The following is an 18,839-nucleotide window of genomic DNA, read 5'->3' on the forward strand; positions in this document are numbered from 1 at the left end:
AAAAGGTCACGCAGAAGGAATGAAACTGGTGACCTTTTTGGGTTTAGAGGTCTTGAATCTTGGCTTTTTGATTGTCAGATTCAACAGAATAACGAATCACTTCTTGTCTTATCACTGGCTGGTTAAACTCCGCTTTCTGTTTTGCTTTTTCTAGCTCACTGTCTTGCTGGTCTCCGAAGAAGGTTTCTAAAACCTGAGCAGCGGGCGTAGTGAGAATAAACAACTCTATACGGCGGTTTTCGCTTGAATCTGGTTCATCTGGGTTAAGCAGTGCACGATCGGACATCCCCGTGACTTGCATGACTCGCTCATCAGGCATGCCACCCTCAACAAGTGTTTTTCTCGCAACGTCGGCACGAGATGCGGACAATGCCCAGTTTGATTGTCGACCAAAGTGCTTTTTGAAAGGTGTAGAGTCAGTATGACCACTGATGATCAATGGGTTGCTGATGCGTTCAAACACAGGTGCAAGCGCAAGCAGTAAATCTTCAAAGAAAGGGGTCAACTCCGCGCCACCACGACTGAACATGTGCTGCTTGTAATCATCTTGCAGTGCGATACGTAGACCTTGTGGCGTAATGGTTACGTTGACGTTACCTTGCGCGCTGATTTGACCTACCACTTCATCGATGACTTTCGCCAGTAGAGCAAGTTGCTCTTGTGTATCGAAGTTACCAGGGATCAGCGAGTCGATTTCTGGACCATCGCCATCACCTTGGAAGTACGAGCTCACGACATGATTCGAGTTGTGTTTACTTGGCACAGAAGAGTCCTGTGCCAAGTCGATTGGAGAGATACTTTGCGAGGTATCGAAAGGGTTACCGTAACTCTTATCGAAGACACTCGAGCTATGAAGGTGAGCCATAATGGCTTTGCGCTCTTCCTTGTCGACCACCTGCATGACCCAAAGTACAAGAAACAGCGCCATCAAAGCGATCATAAAGTCGGCAAACGCGACCTTCCACGCGCCACCATGAAACTCATCATGGTTGTGTGCTTTGACGCGTTTGAACACCACATGCTCTTGTTTTTGCATTATCCCTCCTGTTCAGATAGCCACTTCTCCATTTGGTTGAAAGTAGGTTTGATGTCTAACTGAATGTGTTTACGACCAGCATCGATAGCGAGCAATGTTGGCTTTTTCGCAACGTAAGCGACCAAAGTGGCACGCACACATTCGAAAGCCGTCATGTTTCGTTTCACTCGCTGAGCCATGGCGTTACTGAGTGGATCTAAACAACAGTAACAACCAAAAATACCAATGAATGTACCGACGAGGGCAGCAGCAACGTGATAACCGATTAGGGCAATTGAACCATCAATGGCTTGCATGGTAATGATGATGCCACCAACTGCAGCAAGAATACCGAACCCAGGAAGTGCTTCTGCGGTGCGTTGCATAGAGCGCGATGGTAACAGCATTTCGGTTTGAATTGCTTCGATTTCTTGTTCTAACAGTCCCTCTAATTCATGAGGCGACATTTGTCCCATTGCCATTAAACGTAAATTATCAGTAATGAAAGAAATAAGACGATGGTCGTCACTTACTTTTGGATAAGCGAGGAACATAGAGCTCTGTTCTGGTGATTCAATATGTGAATCGAGAAACTTAAAACCGCGGCTGCGAGCAGTCTCTAGTAGATTGTTAAGCAGCGCCATTAACTCCATGTAGTATTCATACTCTTCGTCAGGACCTGAAATGGTTGCGCGCAATTGCTGACGCATTTCTTTCAAGACTTGCGGAGGGTTACCAATGATCAGTGAGCCAGCAGCGGCACCAATGATGATCATAAATTCAGCGGGCTGCCAGATTGCACCCAGATTACCGCCTGCCCACATGTATCCGCCGAAGACACACAACAGGACAGTAATGGCTCCAAAAAACTTTTGCATCTCGTGACTCCTAAGAGGACATTAATTGGTTAAGTTGTTTAAGCGCTTGTTTGTGCAACTGACAGATGCGAGGTGGTGTCAGGTCGAGCACGAGCGCGATTTCATGTAGGTTGAGTTCGTGTTGGTAAAACAAGGTCAGCAACAGTTGGTCTCGTTTTGGCATTTTGCCAAGAGCACTCTCTAAGCTACGACGTATATGTTCATGTTCCATACCGTCATATTGACCACCAAAGTGGCTGTCATTACCGCTTTCCATCAACTGATCGAGACTTTGCATTTCGCCTGCAAGCGCCGCGTTTTGACGGTTGTAGTAATCTTTCTCATCGGTGCCGAGGGCTTTGATGATCTCGGCATCGGTGGGCATTCTGCCAAGAGCACGAGTGAGATCTCGGGTTACGTCGTTCAGCTCATGCGCTTGCTGACGTGTCTTGCGCGATCGCCAATCCAATCGGCGTAGCTCATCGAGAATGGCACCACGAACACGGCAAACGGCGAAAGCAGGGAAGTGTGGATCTTCCACATCCCCGTAACGACGACCCGCTTCAACAAGAGCAATCAGACCAATTTGTTGCATGTCTTCGATGCTGCAATGAGACGTTGCATGAACACGCAGTTGGTTCACAACACGTTTGACCATGATCTGATGACGCTGCAATAGTGCATTCTCGTCAATCGGGCGAGACGGCGTGTTCACTTCCTCCGTCTCGGTATAACTTTCCTGTAAGTTCATCTCCAACATAGTTGTGCCCCGTTATTGCACAACGTATTTGGTTAGCAGAACATCATCGATATCACGCACGATGTCAGTTTTTGCGAATGCCAGTAGCAAGGTTTCTTTCACCTCACTTTGCAAAGTGTCGATAGCACCTGTTTGTTGTAGCTCATCGAATGTTTTATCGCTGAATAGCTTAAGCAATGAGTTCTGCACCATAGGCATGTAGTCATCGATGCTTTTGATGCGCTCAGGGCGACGTGTTTCTAAGGCTAGCTCTAACATTACAAAGTGCGTTTGTTTTTTACCTTTGATAGTCAATACCACTCTCTCCAACGGATGGAAGCTTGGTCCTTTACTCGTTGGTTGCTCGACCGCTAGAAAAGCCAGTGGGGAGTCCTCTAAATAATCGTTGAAACTGGACGCCGATGATACTGACTGTGCGCTTTTGTTTAGATACCAAATACCACCAATCACAGTGACTCCGGAAACGAGGGCACTGGTGATGATCATGGCGATAAACAGGGCGATCATTTGTTGTTTGGTCATAACCTTTTTCCTCGGTGATTCATTAGGCTTGAGTGTTTAGCCAATGCTCTGAATAGTTTGTTGTTGTATTAGATTGAAAGGTGTTGGATTCGCGAGCGGCAAAGATAGATGCCTCTTCTTGGTTGCCATCATGCGCGTGTCGCTCTTGACCTTGATCCGAGCCGACATTGACATCGACATGAACGAAGTTTTGCTCTTGAAGTTCCGTTCTTAAGCGTTCTGAAACTTGCATCAATGCTTCGCGTGTTACGGCGCTATTAGCGTTGATTTGCACGCTTAAGCGATCTCCCTCGACACGAACCAATAGATCCAACTTACCGAGTTCTGGCGGATCGAGACGAATCTTGGCTTCTTGCAGGTTCTGCTGTGCTTGCAACGTCACGCGGTCTTGAAGTACCTGCATCATCTGCTCACCCCATTTACCAGAACTGGTATCGACACGAACTGCCGCCCATTCCGACCCCTGAGCTTGGGTTGCTGCGAGCGGCGTCGTAGGATTGGTGTGCGCCGCATGAGCTGTCGGTGACTGCACTTGCGCATTAGCCGTCAAAGGCTGTCCCTGAACTGGCTGGTTAAGGAGTGTTTGCAAATCTGCTGCAGATACTTTGACCTGATTTGTGGCGCTAGCTTTAGCTATGCTTTGATTCTCTGACGTTGGCGTCGCCGCTCCCAGTGTAGAGTGTGGTTGAGTTGCCGTACTGGTTACTTGCGTTGAGCCATTTATCGCTTTGGTCGTAACTTGACCAGATTCGCCTTGTTTGCCGACTGCTTTCACCATGCCTTGCATCAGAGCTTGTGCTTGAGCTGCTAAATTGGCTGGTGTCGCTGGAGCTTGAGAACTGAGTAGGGCATCCACCGAGGCATCTTCAGAACTTGAACCTTGCTCGGTTGTTTCTGTATCGGCAGGCGCTTTAGGCAACGCTTGTGCATTCAAACGAAAGCCGGGTACAGGAACGTGACCGGATAGCGCTTCTTGCTGAGTTTGAGAAGATGATGCAGAAAACCCTTGCTCGGATCGTGCGTGCATTACTTTCCCATCTTGCGTTGGCTGAGAAGCAACACCGCCAGAAATTGAATTGGTTACCATCATTGTGTTAGCTCCATGGTCATTGCAAGTTGATACGCCATGGCTCGCTCTTGCTGGTTACTCACCGAACTCATTTCTTGCTCTAGCTCGCTGGTGGCTTTTTCCAACGTAGTAAAAGCACTCGCGTGCACTGCTTTCGCTCGTTGGATTTCCGGCGCCAGTTTTGGATCTTTCAAGAATGGCTTGTGGCTAATAAGCAGCTCTCGCAACTGTAAGTCGTAGCGCTTGAGAGCTCGCCAATCAGCCGTTTTAGTGGCGATTTGGATCAGTTTTGACAAGTGGCGAAATCGCTCTGGCGACACTTTATGCTTGCTGTCCAAAATTCATCCAACCTTCTCGAATGTTACCCATGACACGTTCAACGTTGTCTAAACGTGATGTGTCGTTTTGTACGCTGGTGTAGAACAGCTCTACTTGGCAGAAGTCGTAAAGTTGACGTAAGTTATCAGCAATTTCACCGCCGTTCTCTTCATCTAAAGCACTGCTTAATCCAATGAGGATGTTCATGCATTTGTTAATGCTTGCGCCTTTTTCCGCAAGTCGGTTGGCAGCTAGGTGACCACGTATGCGTTCAACTTCATCGAGTAAGCCGTCGATTAACATGACAACGAGTTGATGTGGGTTTGCTGATGCAGCTTGCGCATCAAGATCGACTTGCTGGTACGAGTCGTAGCCGGAATCCATGAGCATGAGTAGTTCTCCTAAAGCCTTAACCAAACAACGACTGGGTTTGGTTCATTTGCGTCATTAACGTGTTCATTTGGGTAAATTGTTTGATGTAGCGTTTGTACGACATCTCGTACTTGCGCTCTAACGTGGTTTGCTTATCTTCGATGCGTCCAAGGTTGGCTTGTAGTGCATCTTTGCGAGATTTGAATGTGCCAGAAGAGAACTTCAGGAAAGGTTCAGCCATGTCATCCAGTGAATCTAGAAGTGCACCATCGCCGTTAAAGATGGATTCTAGTGCGGCACTGTTGCTCTTTTGAGCTTCGTTGAACTTGGTTTGATCGACTTTCATTTTTCCTGAACGGTCTAACGTAATGCCGATTTCACTCAAACGCATGCCGCCGTATTCACCACGAACTAGGCTCGTAACTTGGCTTTCGATAGAGCGCATGGTTGGATCACTAGCAAGTACGCCGCGTGCTTGATCTTCGCCGCCTGTTTTGGTGTATTCGTCGATGGTTGAAATCAATGAGTTATATGCTTCAACAAACTTATCAACTTGTTCTTTTGTGCCTTCTGAATCTGTGCCCACTTCAAGTGCAATCGGTGTTTCACCTGACTTTTGCGCTTTTGTTACTGTGAGGTCGACACCATCAATCACGCCTTCAAAAGTATTACTTGCGTTAGTTAGCTTTAGACCACTGCTTTCTGCACCAAGCCAAATGACAGCGTCTTGAGGTTTACTAATCTCAGTCGTGCTAGTGAAAGCATTTTCAAACCATGCTTCACCAGTACCCGATGCACTCACATTGATTGTGTTTGCGACACCTGTTTTGGTGCTAGATAACATGAAGTGAGTTTGACCATTAGAACGCACAAGTGTGGCGTTAACGCCAGGGTTATCGGCATCGTTGTTGATTGCACTAACCAGCTCGGTCATGGTTGCTTTACCATCACCGTCGCTATCAACGGTTGATAAGTCCAAGCTCATGCTTTCACCGTTGATGGTGAAATCTAAAGAACCCACAGCAGGGATTTCTGTCGATGCATCCAAGCTCGTAGGCATACCCGTAGAGATCTGGTGTGAGGTTGCAACTTGCTCAACGAAGATCTGATAGTTACCCACCAAAGCTTTAGCATCGGCATCAGCAGTAAAAAAGCCTTCTTGAGATGTCGTAGCTTTGTTTTTGATAACGCTGTTGGTGCTGCTGTTCATCTCTTTAACGGCGGTGCGGAAGTCACGCAGAGCAGTTTCTACTTTGCCCAACGCCGTTAATTGAGATTGATACTTGTCTGTTTGTAGCTTGTAGCGTTGCTGAAATGGTTGAACATCTAACGTGGCGAATTGGGTTGCCATGCTTATTGGATCTAACGAACTCATGAGGTCGCTCCCTCTCTCATCTGTGGTTGGCACTGCGAGCTGTCGCAGTGCCACTAATAAATTGTCTATCGCAAGATGCGTGCCTAATGTTTAAGTCTATATAAAACAATGCATTACGATGATTTTGTGTGGTTGGGAGGAAGCGGGTTTTCCACCTGTTGGTTCCGCTCTTCCCCCGAATACTCTTGGGGTTTCCCAAATAGAAGAGGCGACCAAAATTAGGCAAAGATTTAACGCAATACCCGAGTAACCTGAGAGGCTTGGTTGAGTGAGAATAAGTTGGGTATCGAGAGGAGAAAACGAGGCTATGAGGCTGTACGCATAGTGAGCGGATTTCGGGGTTTACTGCTAAGTGTTTCAGATTTTTCTGACCCTAATAAGAGAACTGTTTTTGCTATCTTATGCCCCTGCAATTTTTGTGGTTGCTAACGTCCGGCTATTCCTCAATTAGATCCAAAAAAGAACGACAGTAATGAATGATTTTGTTTTTAGACTTATGAAGTGTGCCCGCGCATACGAAGCCTTCATTGGAACCAAACTACGCAGTAAACAGAGTATTAATGCTGAGGAGTTGGCGAGTATTCGTATTGAAGCGGTTTCGCGATTCCCTGAGCTTAAATCTTACCATCCGACTCATGGCGCGGAATCTGCGGAGCTTGAGCTGTTTAATAAGGTGCTGATCAACACCATGCTCAAAGCTGGATTTCGTGTCCCTGCCAATCAAAATAATGGTGCAAGTAGTATCTACATTCGTCGTTAATAAATCTTTTCGTGGCGGTTTTTCATTTATACCCAAGTAACCTCGAGATGCTAGGTTCAGCGAGACTGACTTGGTTTGTAGACGCGGCGGCGATTTAAAGGTTTAGTGGGTCTAAATCAGGAATCGACAACAAAGTATACAAGCCAAGGTCCCTTACTATTTACAAAGAGTGCTCTTTGGGAGCGTGTCTTTGACTCGCTTTTTTAGTCAAACAAATGGCCGCATCAAACAACTTGGAAAGAGCTGGCTATTACACTGTGTTGTTTTCCTTGCTCTCGAATCAATGACAACGCTCTGAGTCCTGCATCTTGAAGTCACTTGGGTATAGGTATAAATCAACCCTATGTGAACGAAAAAAGCCTCCCGGATGAATGGGAGGCTTAGAGCTTTCAGACGAACTAAATGTTGTAACTTTTTAGTTAATAGAAGGGGACTATTAACGTAGTAGCGACATTGCCATACCAGGCAGTTGGTTCGTTTGAGAAAGAACCGTTGTACCAGCTTGCATAAGCATTTGGTTCTTAGTCATGCTTGAAGATTCTGCTGCGAAGTCTGCATCCATGATACGGCCTTTCGCTGCAGTAGTGTTCTCAACCATGTTACCAAGGTTAGTCATAGTGTGTTCTAGACGGTTGATGTTCGCACCGAAGTCTGCACGAGAAGAACCAATCTTTTCAACTAGACCAGCAGCGCCACTGATTTTATCAAGAGCTGCTTTCGCTTTAGCTGCGTCACCAACACCGTCAGTGATTGCTGCGTCAGCTAGGATAGTAGTGATTTCACCAATACCAGTACTTGCGTCTACAGATAGTGTTTCAGCTGAAGATGAACCGATTTGGAATGATACTGCGCCTGCACCGAAGCCGCCGCCTTTAAGAAGGTTTTGACCACCGAACTTAGTGTTGTCAACGATGTTGTTAAGTTCTTTAGTTAGCTCTTGGAATTCTTTATCAAGAGACGCGCGGTCAGTAGCACTGTTTGAACCGTTCAACGACTGTGTTGCTAGGTCGTTCATGCGGTACACGATGTTAGTCATTTCGTCCATCGCGCCTTCCGCAGTTTGCATCATTGAGATGCCGTCTTGTGCGTTACGCATTGCTACGTTCATGCCACGAGTTTGTGCTTCTAGTCGGTTAGCAATTTGCAGACCTGCAGCATCGTCAGCCGCTGAGTTAACACGGAAGCCTGTGCTCAAACGCTCCATTGCAGTGTTTAATAGACCATTTGTGTTGTTCAGCGTGTTTTGCGTAACAAGTGAAGCGTAGTTAGTGTGCATAGATAAAGCCATCGTAAGTCTCCTTGGTTTTCAATATCTTTTCAGGCCTCGGGAATTTCCCTGCTCACTAACAAGAGGCGGTTAATTGGTTTTAATGATTAATTAGAAAGTTAAATATTTTTTCCAAATGGCTCATTTTGATGGTTTTTGGTGATGCCCATTCCAGAAAATCGCTGATTTAGACCCAGTAGACCGTTAAATCGCCATCGCATCTACAAACTAAGTCCTTCATGTTTACAAAACAAATCAACCTCGCTGAACCCATCGTCTCGACACGACTGGGTATAAAAAAGGGCGAACTCTAAATTTAGAATTCGCCCTTATTGTTCTACGGCATTCTTATTTTATTCGCCATCAAACGATTGAAAAGACAGTGACGTAGGAATATCGCTGAAGTATCCGAAATAGTAACTCGCGCCTAATAAACGGTAGCGGTTGAGTTCTACTTGGCTTGCGACACGCCCTGCTACCCATGGAAATTGATTGCGACGTAGGAAACGAGCAATAGGCAAAAACGCATGTTGATCTTCTTTGTTTTCTATCGTCACAGATAACTTAATCATGTCTGGCTCGAAATCCACAATATGCTCAAAGTGAATTTGATTTGTCGCGATCTCGAACCAGAGTGCAAAGGCGTTTTCTTTGAGCTGCTCAACCAAAGTACCAACGCGTTCGTGTAAGCAGAGCGCTTTATCTGCTTGCAGAGATGGCACGACATGTTGAAATCCTGCATTGTGAAACTGAATCATTTGCTCAAGAAAGTGCGCGCCAGGCTGCCAAAGCAACGCATCAACATGAATTGGCACGACCACGTTGCTGATCAAATCGGGATGAAACGCTTCCAACTGAAATTGAGTTTGGCGAAGCGCGAGATACAAGCTGTAAAGATCTAAGCAAAACAGCATTTGCTCAGAAAGTTCAAATTGATACACGCTCTGCTCACCACGTGACCCAAAACGTAATGTGAGGTGTTGGTATTCCACCTCTCCTGTTTTCGTCTCACGAATTGCCTGACACGCATGCTGAATGTCATTGTGTTTGAGTGCATCAAACACCAGTTTATCGTCTTCCGTGACAATGTGTTCCTCAGCAAGGCAACACAAATAGTCGTACATCGCTTTGTTTGAGATGAGATTATCCAAGGTTACCTACCACGTTGATTTGTTTGTTTTCTGGAATTTCATTGTAAGACAGTACTGCCAACCCTTGGGTAAAGGTGCGGGCATAACGTGCCAGCAATGGTCGCAGTTGAGGCATCACCAGTAAAATTGGTGGTAGACCTTGTTGCTTAAGTTGTTGACGAATCAAGGGTAAATTCTGTTGGAACTGTCCAAGAATGTTTGGTTCGATCGGGAAACTGTCTAGCATGACCGTACCTGCTGCTTGTGCTTGTTGCAGTGATGTCATCAACATCTGTTCGAGTTCGTCAGACAAGGCGTAGACGTTCAACTCGTTTTTCTGACCAGCAACTAAGTTGACCAAGGTGCGTTTGAGTGCGCAACGTACGTCTGCAGCAAGCAAAATTGGATCTTTGGTGTTTTCCGATGATTCCAACATGGTATTGGCGATGGTGCGAATGTCTTTTAGTGGCACTTGGTCAAGCAGAAGCTGACGATAAACCTTAAGTTGCTGGGCTGGTGTTAATGCTGCCGCTAACGCTTCAGCCAGTTTTGGCGCTTGTGCTGTAAGGCGTTGAGTCATGGCTTCTACGTCATCGTGCGTAAACAACTCTGCCAAATTGGTCTTCATGATCTTGCTGATGTGGGTGGCGATTACCGTACCATCGTCAACCACCTGATAACCCATATTCAGGGCTTTGGCTTTGTCTTGATGTTCAATCCAAACGGCTGGCAATTGGTAAGCGGGATCGCTTCCTAAAATACCATCAACTTCGCCATAGGTTTCACCAACAGCAATTGCCATTAAGCGTTCTGGTTCGATAAAGCCTTGTTCAATCACTTCACCATTTAGAGCGATGGTGTATTGATTTGGCTTTAAGCTTAAGTTGTCGCGGATACGGACTTCAGGCAGTAAGAAACCCACTTGTTCAGAGAGGTTGCGACGCACACCACGAATACGCTGTGCCAAAGGTGCACCTTGTTCTCTGTTGACCAAATGTACTAAGCGGTAACCTAGGGCAAGAGACAAAGTGTGAACGTGTGGAATATCATCCCAAGTTAGCGTGGTCTCTTCTTCTTGCATTGCATGAGAAAGCGCTTCTACTTGGTCAATTTGTGGGTCTTGAACGGGCTTTTTACTTTGTCGCCATCCAGCAAATGCCAATACTGCAGCAAAGGTGAAAAATGCCAAATGAGGCATGCCCGGTACGATACCAATCACCACCATAATGCCAGCAACGGTGAACAAAGTTGCTGGTGTTGCCAGTAACTGCTTATGCATGGTTTCTGACATGCCATTGTCGCTGTCGTTGATACGAGTAACGATAATGGCAGCGGCAGTAGCAAGTAATAGTGATGGGATTTGTGCAACGAGACCGTCACCAATGGTCAGTAGGGCATAAGTCTTGAAGGCTTCGGAAGCAGGTAATCCGTGCTCGAATACACCAATACTGATACCACCAATGATGTTGATGAATAGGATCAGCAAACCTGCGACAGCATCACCGCGAACGAACTTAGATGCACCATCCATTGAGCCGTGGAAATCGGCTTCGTTCGCGACTTCTTTACGACGCAGACGTGCAGTCTCTTGGTCGATCAAACCAGCGTTGAGGTCGGCATCGATCGCCATTTGTTTACCTGGTAAGGCATCCAAGGTAAAGCGAGCGGATACTTCAGAAATACGCTCACCACCTTTGGTGATCACGACGAAGTTAATGATCATCAAGATGATGAACACCACCATACCAACGACATAGTTACCACCGATAACCACTTCACCGAAGGCTTGGATAACTTTACCTGCCGCATCTCCACCGTTGTGACCTTCAAGCAATACGATACGCGTTGATGCTACGTTCAGTGTTAAGCGTAATAACGTCGCGACCAACAAAATGGTTGGAAAAACTGAAAAGTCGAGTGGTCGCTTTGCTGTAGTGCTGACCAGCAATACCAGAATCGCTAAAACGATGTTGAAGGTAAACAGCGCATCCAACAGTAATGGTGGTAGAGGCAAAATTACCATTGCCAAAACCATCAGCAAGACAATTGGAATTCCCATATAGCCTTTGGTGGAAGTTTGAAGTTGTTTTAACCGGTTAAACATACTCTCGTGTCCTTGGGTAAACGCGGGTTAATCAGTGTTGCAAATGCTTTGGAATTGAAAAGTGAGGCAAAGGTGTTGGTTCTTTTCCTTCCCCTTTACGAAAGGCTTTCAATTGCAAAACGTAAGTTAGAATGTGAGCCACAGCGATATAGAGCTGGCTTGGGATGGCTTGCTCAATTGCGGTGGTGTGATAAATCGAACGAGTAAGAGGTGGCGAGTTGATGATCTCGACCTTGTTCTCGCGGGCAATACGTTGAATGTGCATTGCGGTCTCATCGACGCCTTTTGCGACCACAAATGGCGCATCAGAAAGTGATGGCTCATATTTCAATGCGACGGCGTAGTGAGTCGGGTTAGTGATCACTACGTCTGCAGTTGGCACCATTTTGTCGATTTTACGACGAGCAAACTGTTGTTGAATTTGTCGAATACGTTGTTTGACTTCAGGGCGACCTTCGTTGTTTTTGAACTCTTCTTTGAGCTCTTGTTTGGTCATTCGTAGTTCCTTGAGGTGTTCCCAACGTTGGTAAGGAATGTCAATAACCCCAAACAGTAATAGAGCAAACCCCATCAGCAGTAGACCTTCGAACAAAATCGACATGATCAGAGAAAAACCTTGGCTCAATGGCAAGTTTTGCATACCAAGTAGCGGCTGCAAATGGTTGTCCAAGTAGCCATAGAGGATGCCGAAGATAACCAAAACCTTGAAGGTCGATTTCAACAGCTCAACGACTGAGCGAGTCGAGAAAATGCGCTTAATACCTGAGATAGGGTTGAGCTTGCTTAGCTTTGGCATCACGTTGGCTGGTCGAAACATCCAGCCACCTAGCACCATGCTACTGCCACAGGTCACAATGATGATCACCGTGAAAAGCGGTAACAGCATCTCAATAATGACAGCCAAACTTTGACCTAGGTGCTCGACCAACTGTTTTGGATTTTCTAAGTCCGCTTTAGTCAAGGTCATGTTGTAGCGGAATACGCCCGAGATGCTTTCCCAAATGCCATTCAGTTGAGAATAAAAGAACAGCGCTACCGCTAAAAATATCACAGCAGTCGTGAACTCTTTTGCGCGAGGAATCTGCCCTTCCTGGCGGGCTTTTTTTACCTTCTGGGGGGAGGCTTTCTCGGTTTTGTCTTGTGACGACTGATCGCTCATGAGCCCCCCAACATAAAGTTGTTCAGAAAACGAATCGTGTCATGCACCAATGCGGTGTAGCGGCTTGGGACGCCGGATACTGAAATCAAAACACTAAATAGACCTAATAACATGGTCATCGGGAAGCCGAGTGCATACACGTTAAGTGACGGGGCTGCTCGGTTCATCACACCAAAGCTGATGTTTGCAAGCAGCATGGACACGATAGCCGGTAGCGCTAAAGCAAGTGAAGAGGCAAACATCCACCCAAATATGTTGATAATGCCTTGAAGAGATAGAGCGGTAATACCTGAGCCGACCGGCCAAACGACAAAGCTCTGAATAACAATGTCGATAACCAACAAATGTCCTTCAAGTGCAAGGAACAGCAAAGTAGAAAAAATCAGAAAAATACGTCCAAGAATGGCGACCGAAAGTCCGTTCACTGGGTCATTCATCATCGCCATACCTAAACCCATCTGCAGAGAGATGACTTGACCAAGCATGGTAAAGACATTGAATAGCATATGCAGAATCAACCCAAACATCACGCCCCAGATTGCTTGCTCGAAAGCAAGAAACAGAGACGTCATAGAGAAGAGTTCGACTTCTGGCATGGGTGGCATCAGTGGAGCGGTGATCACCACAATAGAAAGGGCGAGCAAGCTGCGCACCCAAACAGGAATAAGCGCATCTCCGAAAAAAGGCATGGAGATAAACACCGCGCCCACACGGAAAAATGGCCACCAAAGTTGACCAAGAATCATGGACAATTCCGCGAACGAGATCGTCATTAGCCGATCATCCCCGGAATGTTGTGGAATAGGTAATCGAACAGCTCCATGATTTTTCGCAGCATCCAGTGACCTGCGAAAATCACCATAAGGAGTGTGACTAATAGACGCGGTAAGAAACTCAGTGTCTGTTCGTTAATCTGTGTTGCGGCTTGAAATACCGCAATACACAAACCAACAATCAAACCAGGTACAACAAGCACTGCCACCATCAAGATGATAAGCCATACTGCGTCAGAGAATAGAGTGACGGTTAATTCTGGTGTCATGATGTTCTCCCATCACCCAAAGCTGGCAGACAAGGTACCAACCGTCATCGCCCAACCATCAACAAGAACAAAAATGACCAGTTTAAAGGGTAGGGAGATGATCAGAGGTGACAACATCATCATACCCATTGCCATTAAGACACTAGCGACCACCAGATCGATGATCAAAAATGGAATAAACAACATGAAGCCAATTTGGAAAGCCGTTTTGAGTTCACTGATCACAAATGCTGGCAGTACAACAGCGAAAGAAATGTCTTCAACATTTTGATCTATTGGCTCATTCGCAATACGTAACATCTGCTCTAATGAGCTTTGGTGCGTCTGCGCTAACATAAAGCTTCTGACTGGCTTTTCAGCTACAGAAAACGCCTGAACCAAAGTAATTTCACCGTTGTCATAGGGCTTAAACGCATTGTCGTAAATGTCAGTCCAAACGGGACGCATAATTAGAATCGTCAGCGTCAAAGCAATACCCACCAACACTCGGTTTGGTGGGCTTTGTTGCAAACCTAAAGCCTGACGCAAAATTGCCAATACGACGATAATACGCGTAAAGCTGGTGGCCATGAGGATAAACGCTGGCAAGAAGCTGAGTGCTGTCATGAGCAACAGAATCTGAAGCTTCACACTGTACTCTTGTTGTGTGTCGCCGTCGGAGACCGATAGGATCGTTAAGCCGTTGTCCGCCGCCATGGTTGGCAGTGCAAACAGTAATAAACCGAACACCACCATCGTCAGCAAAGATCGTCGACGCTGACAAACACTCAGAACATTCATTGCGCAATCCATCCGAACTTATCGACCTACACCGCTAAGTGCGGAGTCGTGTACATCAATAAGGCGAAGTCCATATTTATCGTTAACAACGACGACTTCTGCTTGTCCCATTAGCGACCCGTTAACTTTAACGTCTAGAGGCTCACCGTTGAGTTTATCAAGCTCAATGACGGTACCTTCACCAGCTTTCATCAAGTCACCTAACGGTATCTCTTTGCTCGCGACTTCAAGTGTTACGGTCACTGGAATGCTCTTGAAGAAACTCAAATCGCGCTCGGCAACAGGTTCAGCTTTAAAAGTTGGCTCAGTTTCAAAATCTTCCAACTGAAAATCATCAAAATTTAATTCATCGGCGTCGAATGCTGTGTTCTCTTGCGCTTCGCTCATCGCTGCGATTCCTTATCTGGGTTAAAAATCAAAACAAGCTGACCGTCTTGCTCGGCAACACGACCAGTGAAAAGGGTTTGGGGACCAATGCTGATAGGCACGGTATTTAGAAGCTCTATTGGCAAAATATCGTTAGGCTGTAGCCCCACAACGTCACTGAGCGCCATGGTTTTTTTGCTTAGCACGACGTTGAGACGAACGGGGGTGGATTCTAAAGAACGACAAAACGGCTGATACAGATCGGCATCGCTGTGCATTTCCAGCTGCTCAATCAGAGTTTGAATCATCGCACTGTCTAGCTTGAGGTGAATGGTGCCCTGATAGTCTTCAAACGCGATGGAAAGTTCGGCGTGTAAGCCAATTCCGCGTGGCGTTTCATACTCACAAAGTTGCCACATTTCTTGAGGAGCGAGCCAATTGGTGATGATTCGGCTAATCCGTTCTTGTAATCGTAAATCACTAGCGGTTAATGAGGTTGAACTGCGCTCTGTCGTTGCGCCGTAAAAACGGTCTGCTAACTTAATCAGAGTTTGCGAATCACCATGAACATACACCATGCCCTCATCTTGATGTTGGTAAGTGGACGTTTGGTCCTTATCCAACAGCGTTGGCGAGAACCGATGCAGCTCGACAGAAACTAAGCTCGCTTCGACTTTGTTTGAGCTGAGCCAATTTTGCAATTCATTTGTGAGGCTGGAACAGGATTCTGAAATCAAAATTTCGAGCTTTTCACGAATGATATGAATAGGTTTGCCTAATAATTCTACATCTAACAAATTGATGTCGGAAATAGGCTCGTTAACTTTGTTTTCCATCTATATTTTACCGTGCGTTAACAATCTAAACTGCTTCAACTTAATGGCGGCCAGTCTATACATAAAATTTAATGATCCTTTAGTGTCAACTTTGATTATTGTGACTTTAGTTCACATGTTGATTTGTAGGTAACTATATGCACTTTTAATGAAATTTAAAAAGAGTTAGGTTGTGGCTTATAAAATAGTTAATAAAAAATATAACAAGCGGAAGCTAAGATGGTGTTAATTCAACTATTTAGGGTTGAAAGATAATAAAATCATCTAACCTCATGCAATACAAACCATTTTTTGTTGGTCAAATTAAGTTTAAGTAAGAATGAACCCTGCTTTCGTGGGCGTTTGTTGACCAATTTTAATATTTCAGAATAGGGTCTTAATATGATTACCTATGCCAAACTTCCTAATTTGATGGCATATTTAATTAACCATTCTATGTCAGGGCTTTGTAAGATATACCTAGGCAGAAATGGCTTAATAATATTTTCAAGCTTATTTTCTATTGCACTATTAACCTTGTCTAATTCTTCAGTTGCTGGAGAAAAGATCACCATACCCATGGATCTTTCTAATTGGACATATAAAGGAAATAAGTTTAAGTGCAACTTGGTGCATTCAAATGTTCCACAGGGGAAGTTTTATTTCCTAGCGGAACCAAATAGCCAAATTTCGTTTATTGCAGATGTTCGAAATAACAACAATAAATGGAATAGCGCGGTGCTAAGTAGTGAGAATGCTCCATGGTCTAATGAGCTTTATACGAAAGATGGGGCGTTGGTTGAGTATAAATTGGCGACGAATCGGTTTAAGTTTAGCCATGGTGCAGATGCATTACTGGAGCAAGTTGCTTCAGGTCGTTGGGTGACATTGTCACTTGGCGGAAGTAATCCTTCCGCTATTAGCGCTGTAACGTTACCAACTATCCGAATGCAGAGTGCATTGGAGTCCTTCAACCAGTGCCGCGCTCGTTTGCCTAAGCTTTCGTTTTCCCAAGCACGCGATATCAATCTGCCATTTAATTTTGGTCAAAAGCAATTAAGTGTTAAGCAATCAGACACATTGGCCGCCTTATACAGTTATGTGTCTGTCGATGAGCGCGTCACTAAGATTTTGATCGATGGTTACACCGATAATGTAGGCTCTCAGCTTGCAAATTTAAGCGTATCACGTCAACGAGCCCAGCAAGTCGCAGATGCCCTTGTTGCGCTAGGTGCTGAGCGCAGCATGATTGAAATTCGTGCCCATGGTGCTCGCTACCCTATCGCCAGTAATAACACGTCAGCCGGACAAGCCAAAAATCGCCGAGTCACATTAAGACTGGTTCGAGACAATGAACGTGTGATTGCGAAAAATCGCCCAGAAGTAAAACAACCCCAACAAGAGAAGGTAAAGGTTCAATGATGACGAAAACAGATATTTTGTTGGTTGAGCCAAATGAAAACCTTGCTCAACCAGTGTTGGGTGTACTTGAGAATGCAGGATATTCGACAAAACACAGCCGCACTGGTCGTAGCGCACTTTTGCAAGAGCGTGCTTGTATCACTCTGGTGAGTTCTAACTTGCCTGATATGTGTGTGCGTGAGTTTGTGGCATGTCATCAGAAGCAGCGCAATGCTGGTGTTGTGATCGCTGTTGTCGATCAAGAACAGGGCATCTTAGCTGCGGAAACAATGAAGTCAGGCGCGACAGACTACCTACTTCGTCCGTTCGAAACCAACCAATTACTGAACTTACTTAAGCGCGTAGAAGCTTTAGGTAAGCCATTGGCAAACATTGTGGCGGAATCATGGCGTAGCAAACAGGTGCTTCAATTAGCTCATCGCGCAGCGTGCACTAATGCAAGCGTTCTTATTACTGGTGAATCGGGTACGGGTAAAGAAGTGCTTGCTCGCTATGTGCATGAGCAATCTCCAAGAGCGGATGGACCTTTTGTTGCGGTCAACTGCGCGGCTATTCCAGAATCTATGTTGGAAGCGGTGTTGTTTGGTCATGTAAAAGGCGCGTTTACCGGAGCAACAAACTCACAAAGCGGCAAATTCGAAGAAGCCAATGGTGGCACCATTTTGTTGGATGAAATCGGTGAGATGTCGCCAGCAGTGCAAGCGAAACTACTACGCGTACTTCAAGAGCGTGAGGTGGAAAGAGTTGGCAGTCACAAAGCAATTCAACTGGATATCCGAGTGATCGCGGCGACCAACAAAGACTTGCGTGAAGAAGTGCAAAAAGCCACGTTCCGTGAAGACCTTTACTATCGTTTGGATGTGCTGCCATTGCATTGGCCGCCGCTGCGTGAGCGCAAAGAAGACATCTTACCGATCAGCCAATTTTTCATCGAAAAATACCAAGATGGCAGTCGTTGTCATCTGTCCCAAGATGCGATTTCAGCACTGAGCCAATATCACTGGCCAGGCAATATTCGTGAACTCGAAAACGTTATTCAACGCGCTTTAGTCATGCGTCACGGTGATTACATTACCGCCCATGACTTGATGTTGCCAATTGAATTGTTAACACCAGTCCAGTCTGTTGAGCCTGTTTCAAGCTTTGGACATGTCGAAGCGAAGAAGCAAGCTGAGTTTCAATTTGTTCTAGATAAATTACGTCAGTTTGGTGGAAACCGAACCAAAACCGCAAACGCATTGGGTGTCTCTACCCGTGCGTTACGTTACAAGCTCGCGGCAATGCGCGAGCACGGTATTGATCTACAGTCGGCGCTTGGCTCGGCTGCCTAAAAGGGGAAAACAAAGATGGCAAGTCAACCAACCAATGCGGTTTCAGCAGAGCAGCTAATGCTGTCAAAAATGGAGGTGATGCGAACACAAGCTCAACCTCCGGAATTTGTGGTAAGTGCAAACCCACTTGATCAGAAAACCTTGAATACTCCAATTTCTTTTTCACAAGCGATGACGAACGTGCTCGATACGGTCAATCAACATCAGTCAGTCGCAAGCCAGAAAATGACGGCTGTAGAAACTGGGGCAAGTGATGATTTGGTCGGGGCAATGATTGCAAGCCAAAAGGCGAGTCTCTCATTCAATGCTTTGATGCAAGTGCGCAACAAAGTCGTGATGTCATTTGAAGATATTATGAAGATGCCGGTGTAATAC

At 45.8% G+C, this 18,839-nt stretch carries 21 protein-coding genes; 4 read left to right on the forward strand and 17 right to left on the reverse strand.

Going from position 1 to position 18,839, the window contains the following annotated elements; translation table 11 throughout:
- Positions 1-43 precede the first annotated feature (43 nt).
- From OH463_RS11500 to fliD, 8 genes are read right to left on the reverse strand one after another with little or no spacing between them, the layout of a single operon-like run.
- Positions 44-1,036 carry a flagellar motor protein MotB gene (locus OH463_RS11500; protein WP_005448665.1) on the reverse strand — a complete coding sequence of 331 codons (993 nt, stop codon included), beginning with the start codon at positions 1,034-1,036 and terminating at the stop codon, positions 44-46.
- Positions 1,036-1,893 carry a flagellar motor stator protein MotA gene (gene motA / locus OH463_RS11505; protein WP_005448668.1) on the reverse strand — a complete coding sequence of 286 codons (858 nt, stop codon included), beginning with the start codon at positions 1,891-1,893 and terminating at the stop codon, positions 1,036-1,038. Before motA ends, OH463_RS11500 begins: the two co-directional genes overlap by 1 nt.
- A gap of 10 nt (positions 1,894-1,903) precedes the next feature.
- Positions 1,904-2,632 (reverse strand): FliA/WhiG family RNA polymerase sigma factor, encoded by a 729-nt coding sequence (locus OH463_RS11510; RefSeq protein WP_050940551.1) that lies wholly within the window; start codon positions 2,630-2,632, stop codon positions 1,904-1,906.
- A 12-nt stretch (positions 2,633-2,644) separates the two neighbouring features.
- Positions 2,645-3,154: a flagellar basal body-associated FliL family protein gene (locus tag OH463_RS11515; protein WP_005448671.1), complete on the reverse strand. Its 510-nt coding sequence runs from the start codon at positions 3,152-3,154 to the stop codon at positions 2,645-2,647.
- Positions 3,155-3,176: 22 nt separating this feature from the next.
- Positions 3,177-4,244, reverse strand: coding sequence for a flagellar hook-length control protein FliK (locus OH463_RS11520; RefSeq protein ID WP_050922448.1), 1,068 nt, complete (start codon positions 4,242-4,244; stop codon positions 3,177-3,179).
- Complete coding sequence (locus OH463_RS11525; protein WP_005448673.1) at positions 4,241-4,561, reverse strand: hypothetical protein; 321 nt, start codon at positions 4,559-4,561, stop codon at positions 4,241-4,243. Before OH463_RS11525 ends, OH463_RS11520 begins: the two co-directional genes overlap by 4 nt.
- Positions 4,545-4,931: a flagellar export chaperone FliS gene (fliS, locus tag OH463_RS11530; protein ID WP_005448674.1), complete on the reverse strand. Its 387-nt coding sequence runs from the start codon at positions 4,929-4,931 to the stop codon at positions 4,545-4,547. Before fliS ends, OH463_RS11525 begins: the two co-directional genes overlap by 17 nt.
- A 19-nt stretch (positions 4,932-4,950) precedes the next feature.
- A complete protein-coding gene (gene fliD / locus OH463_RS11535) occupies positions 4,951-6,288 on the reverse strand; it encodes a flagellar filament capping protein FliD (protein WP_269991269.1) in 1,338 nt (445 codons plus the stop codon).
- A gap of 472 nt (positions 6,289-6,760) precedes the next feature.
- On the opposite strand from fliD, the gene OH463_RS11540 reads away from it, so the two are divergent.
- Positions 6,761-7,048 (forward strand): hypothetical protein, encoded by a 288-nt coding sequence (locus tag OH463_RS11540; RefSeq protein ID WP_005448676.1) that lies wholly within the window; start codon positions 6,761-6,763, stop codon positions 7,046-7,048.
- Between the two features lie 436 nt (positions 7,049-7,484).
- Here OH463_RS11540 and lafA read toward each other — a convergent pair whose 3' ends face one another.
- The 9 genes from lafA to OH463_RS11585 form a co-directional block, all read right to left on the reverse strand.
- Positions 7,485-8,336, reverse strand: a complete 852-nt coding sequence (lafA, locus tag OH463_RS11545) for a lateral flagellin LafA (RefSeq protein ID WP_005448677.1) — start codon at positions 8,334-8,336, stop codon at positions 7,485-7,487.
- Between the two features lie 332 nt (positions 8,337-8,668).
- Positions 8,669-9,466: an EAL domain-containing protein gene (locus tag OH463_RS11550; RefSeq protein WP_188014373.1), complete on the reverse strand. Its 798-nt coding sequence runs from the start codon at positions 9,464-9,466 to the stop codon at positions 8,669-8,671.
- Entirely contained in the window at positions 9,459-11,549 is a 2,091-nt protein-coding gene (flhA, locus tag OH463_RS11555; RefSeq protein ID WP_005448679.1) for a flagellar biosynthesis protein FlhA, read from the reverse strand. The genes OH463_RS11550 and flhA overlap by 8 nt, the downstream gene beginning before the upstream one ends.
- A gap of 31 nt (positions 11,550-11,580) precedes the next feature.
- On the reverse strand, positions 11,581-12,708 hold the full coding sequence (flhB, locus tag OH463_RS11560) for a flagellar biosynthesis protein FlhB (RefSeq protein WP_047516189.1): 1,128 nt from the start codon (positions 12,706-12,708) through the stop codon (positions 11,581-11,583).
- The gene (gene fliR, locus OH463_RS11565; protein WP_005448682.1) at positions 12,705-13,481 is read right to left on the reverse strand and encodes a flagellar biosynthetic protein FliR; all 777 of its coding nucleotides are present in this window, start codon (positions 13,479-13,481) and stop codon (positions 12,705-12,707) included. The genes flhB and fliR overlap by 4 nt, the downstream gene beginning before the upstream one ends.
- Positions 13,481-13,750, reverse strand: coding sequence for a flagellar biosynthesis protein FliQ (fliQ, locus tag OH463_RS11570; protein ID WP_005448684.1), 270 nt, complete (start codon positions 13,748-13,750; stop codon positions 13,481-13,483). The genes fliR and fliQ overlap by 1 nt, the downstream gene beginning before the upstream one ends.
- A 12-nt stretch (positions 13,751-13,762) precedes the next feature.
- A complete protein-coding gene (fliP, locus tag OH463_RS11575; RefSeq protein ID WP_005448685.1) occupies positions 13,763-14,530 on the reverse strand; it encodes a flagellar type III secretion system pore protein FliP in 768 nt (255 codons plus the stop codon).
- 18 nt (positions 14,531-14,548) lie between these two features.
- Positions 14,549-14,917 carry a flagellar motor switch protein FliN gene (gene fliN / locus OH463_RS11580; protein ID WP_005448686.1) on the reverse strand — a complete coding sequence of 123 codons (369 nt, stop codon included), beginning with the start codon at positions 14,915-14,917 and terminating at the stop codon, positions 14,549-14,551.
- On the reverse strand, positions 14,914-15,732 hold the full coding sequence (locus OH463_RS11585) for a FliM/FliN family flagellar motor switch protein (protein ID WP_017817315.1): 819 nt from the start codon (positions 15,730-15,732) through the stop codon (positions 14,914-14,916). The genes fliN and OH463_RS11585 overlap by 4 nt, the downstream gene beginning before the upstream one ends.
- Positions 15,733-16,113: 381 nt before the next feature.
- Between OH463_RS11585 and OH463_RS11590 the strand changes: the two genes are divergently transcribed.
- The 3 genes from OH463_RS11590 to fliE are packed head-to-tail and all read left to right on the forward strand — an operon-like array spanning position 16,114 to position 18,836.
- Positions 16,114-17,133 carry a MotY family protein gene (locus OH463_RS11590; protein ID WP_269991270.1) on the forward strand — a complete coding sequence of 340 codons (1,020 nt, stop codon included), beginning with the start codon at positions 16,114-16,116 and terminating at the stop codon, positions 17,131-17,133.
- Positions 17,133-18,464, forward strand: coding sequence for a sigma-54-dependent transcriptional regulator (locus OH463_RS11595; RefSeq protein ID WP_026138187.1), 1,332 nt, complete (start codon positions 17,133-17,135; stop codon positions 18,462-18,464). The genes OH463_RS11590 and OH463_RS11595 overlap by 1 nt, the downstream gene beginning before the upstream one ends.
- Positions 18,465-18,479: 15 nt before the next feature.
- Positions 18,480-18,836 carry a flagellar hook-basal body complex protein FliE gene (fliE, locus tag OH463_RS11600; protein WP_005448690.1) on the forward strand — a complete coding sequence of 119 codons (357 nt, stop codon included), beginning with the start codon at positions 18,480-18,482 and terminating at the stop codon, positions 18,834-18,836.
- Positions 18,837-18,839 lie beyond the last annotated feature (3 nt).

Origin of the sequence: Vibrio sp. NFR (assembly GCF_027587095.1) — a bacterium.
Taxonomy (GTDB): Bacteria; Pseudomonadota; Gammaproteobacteria; order Enterobacterales; family Vibrionaceae; genus Vibrio; species Vibrio harveyi.

Coding starts and splice junctions, on each gene's coding strand:
- fliD (WP_269991269.1), bottom strand. CDS start 6,288: ATGAGTTCGTTAGATCCAATAAGCATGGCAACCCAATTCGCCACGTTA.
- lafA (WP_005448677.1), bottom strand. CDS start 8,336: ATGGCTTTATCTATGCACACTAACTACGCTTCACTTGTTACGCAAAAC.
- OH463_RS11585 (WP_017817315.1), bottom strand. CDS start 15,732: ATGGAAAACAAAGTTAACGAGCCTATTTCCGACATCAATTTGTTAGAT.
- fliN (WP_005448686.1), bottom strand. CDS start 14,917: ATGAGCGAAGCGCAAGAGAACACAGCATTCGACGCCGATGAATTAAAT.
- OH463_RS11500 (WP_005448665.1), bottom strand. CDS start 1,036: ATGCAAAAACAAGAGCATGTGGTGTTCAAACGCGTCAAAGCACACAAC.
- OH463_RS11520 (WP_050922448.1), bottom strand. CDS start 4,244: ATGATGGTAACCAATTCAATTTCTGGCGGTGTTGCTTCTCAGCCAACG.
- fliR (WP_005448682.1), bottom strand. CDS start 13,481: ATGACGATCTCGTTCGCGGAATTGTCCATGATTCTTGGTCAACTTTGG.
- OH463_RS11595 (WP_026138187.1), top strand. CDS start 17,133: ATGACGAAAACAGATATTTTGTTGGTTGAGCCAAATGAAAACCTTGCT.
- OH463_RS11510 (WP_050940551.1), bottom strand. CDS start 2,632: ATGTTGGAGATGAACTTACAGGAAAGTTATACCGAGACGGAGGAAGTG.
- OH463_RS11515 (WP_005448671.1), bottom strand. CDS start 3,154: ATGACCAAACAACAAATGATCGCCCTGTTTATCGCCATGATCATCACC.
- fliE (WP_005448690.1), top strand. CDS start 18,480: ATGGCAAGTCAACCAACCAATGCGGTTTCAGCAGAGCAGCTAATGCTG.
- fliQ (WP_005448684.1), bottom strand. CDS start 13,750: ATGACACCAGAATTAACCGTCACTCTATTCTCTGACGCAGTATGGCTT.
- motA (WP_005448668.1), bottom strand. CDS start 1,893: ATGCAAAAGTTTTTTGGAGCCATTACTGTCCTGTTGTGTGTCTTCGGC.
- fliS (WP_005448674.1), bottom strand. CDS start 4,931: ATGCTCATGGATTCCGGCTACGACTCGTACCAGCAAGTCGATCTTGAT.
- OH463_RS11540 (WP_005448676.1), top strand. CDS start 6,761: ATGAATGATTTTGTTTTTAGACTTATGAAGTGTGCCCGCGCATACGAA.
- flhA (WP_005448679.1), bottom strand. CDS start 11,549: ATGTTTAACCGGTTAAAACAACTTCAAACTTCCACCAAAGGCTATATG.
- OH463_RS11590 (WP_269991270.1), top strand. CDS start 16,114: ATGATTACCTATGCCAAACTTCCTAATTTGATGGCATATTTAATTAAC.
- flhB (WP_047516189.1), bottom strand. CDS start 12,708: ATGAGCGATCAGTCGTCACAAGACAAAACCGAGAAAGCCTCCCCCCAG.
- fliP (WP_005448685.1), bottom strand. CDS start 14,530: ATGAATGTTCTGAGTGTTTGTCAGCGTCGACGATCTTTGCTGACGATG.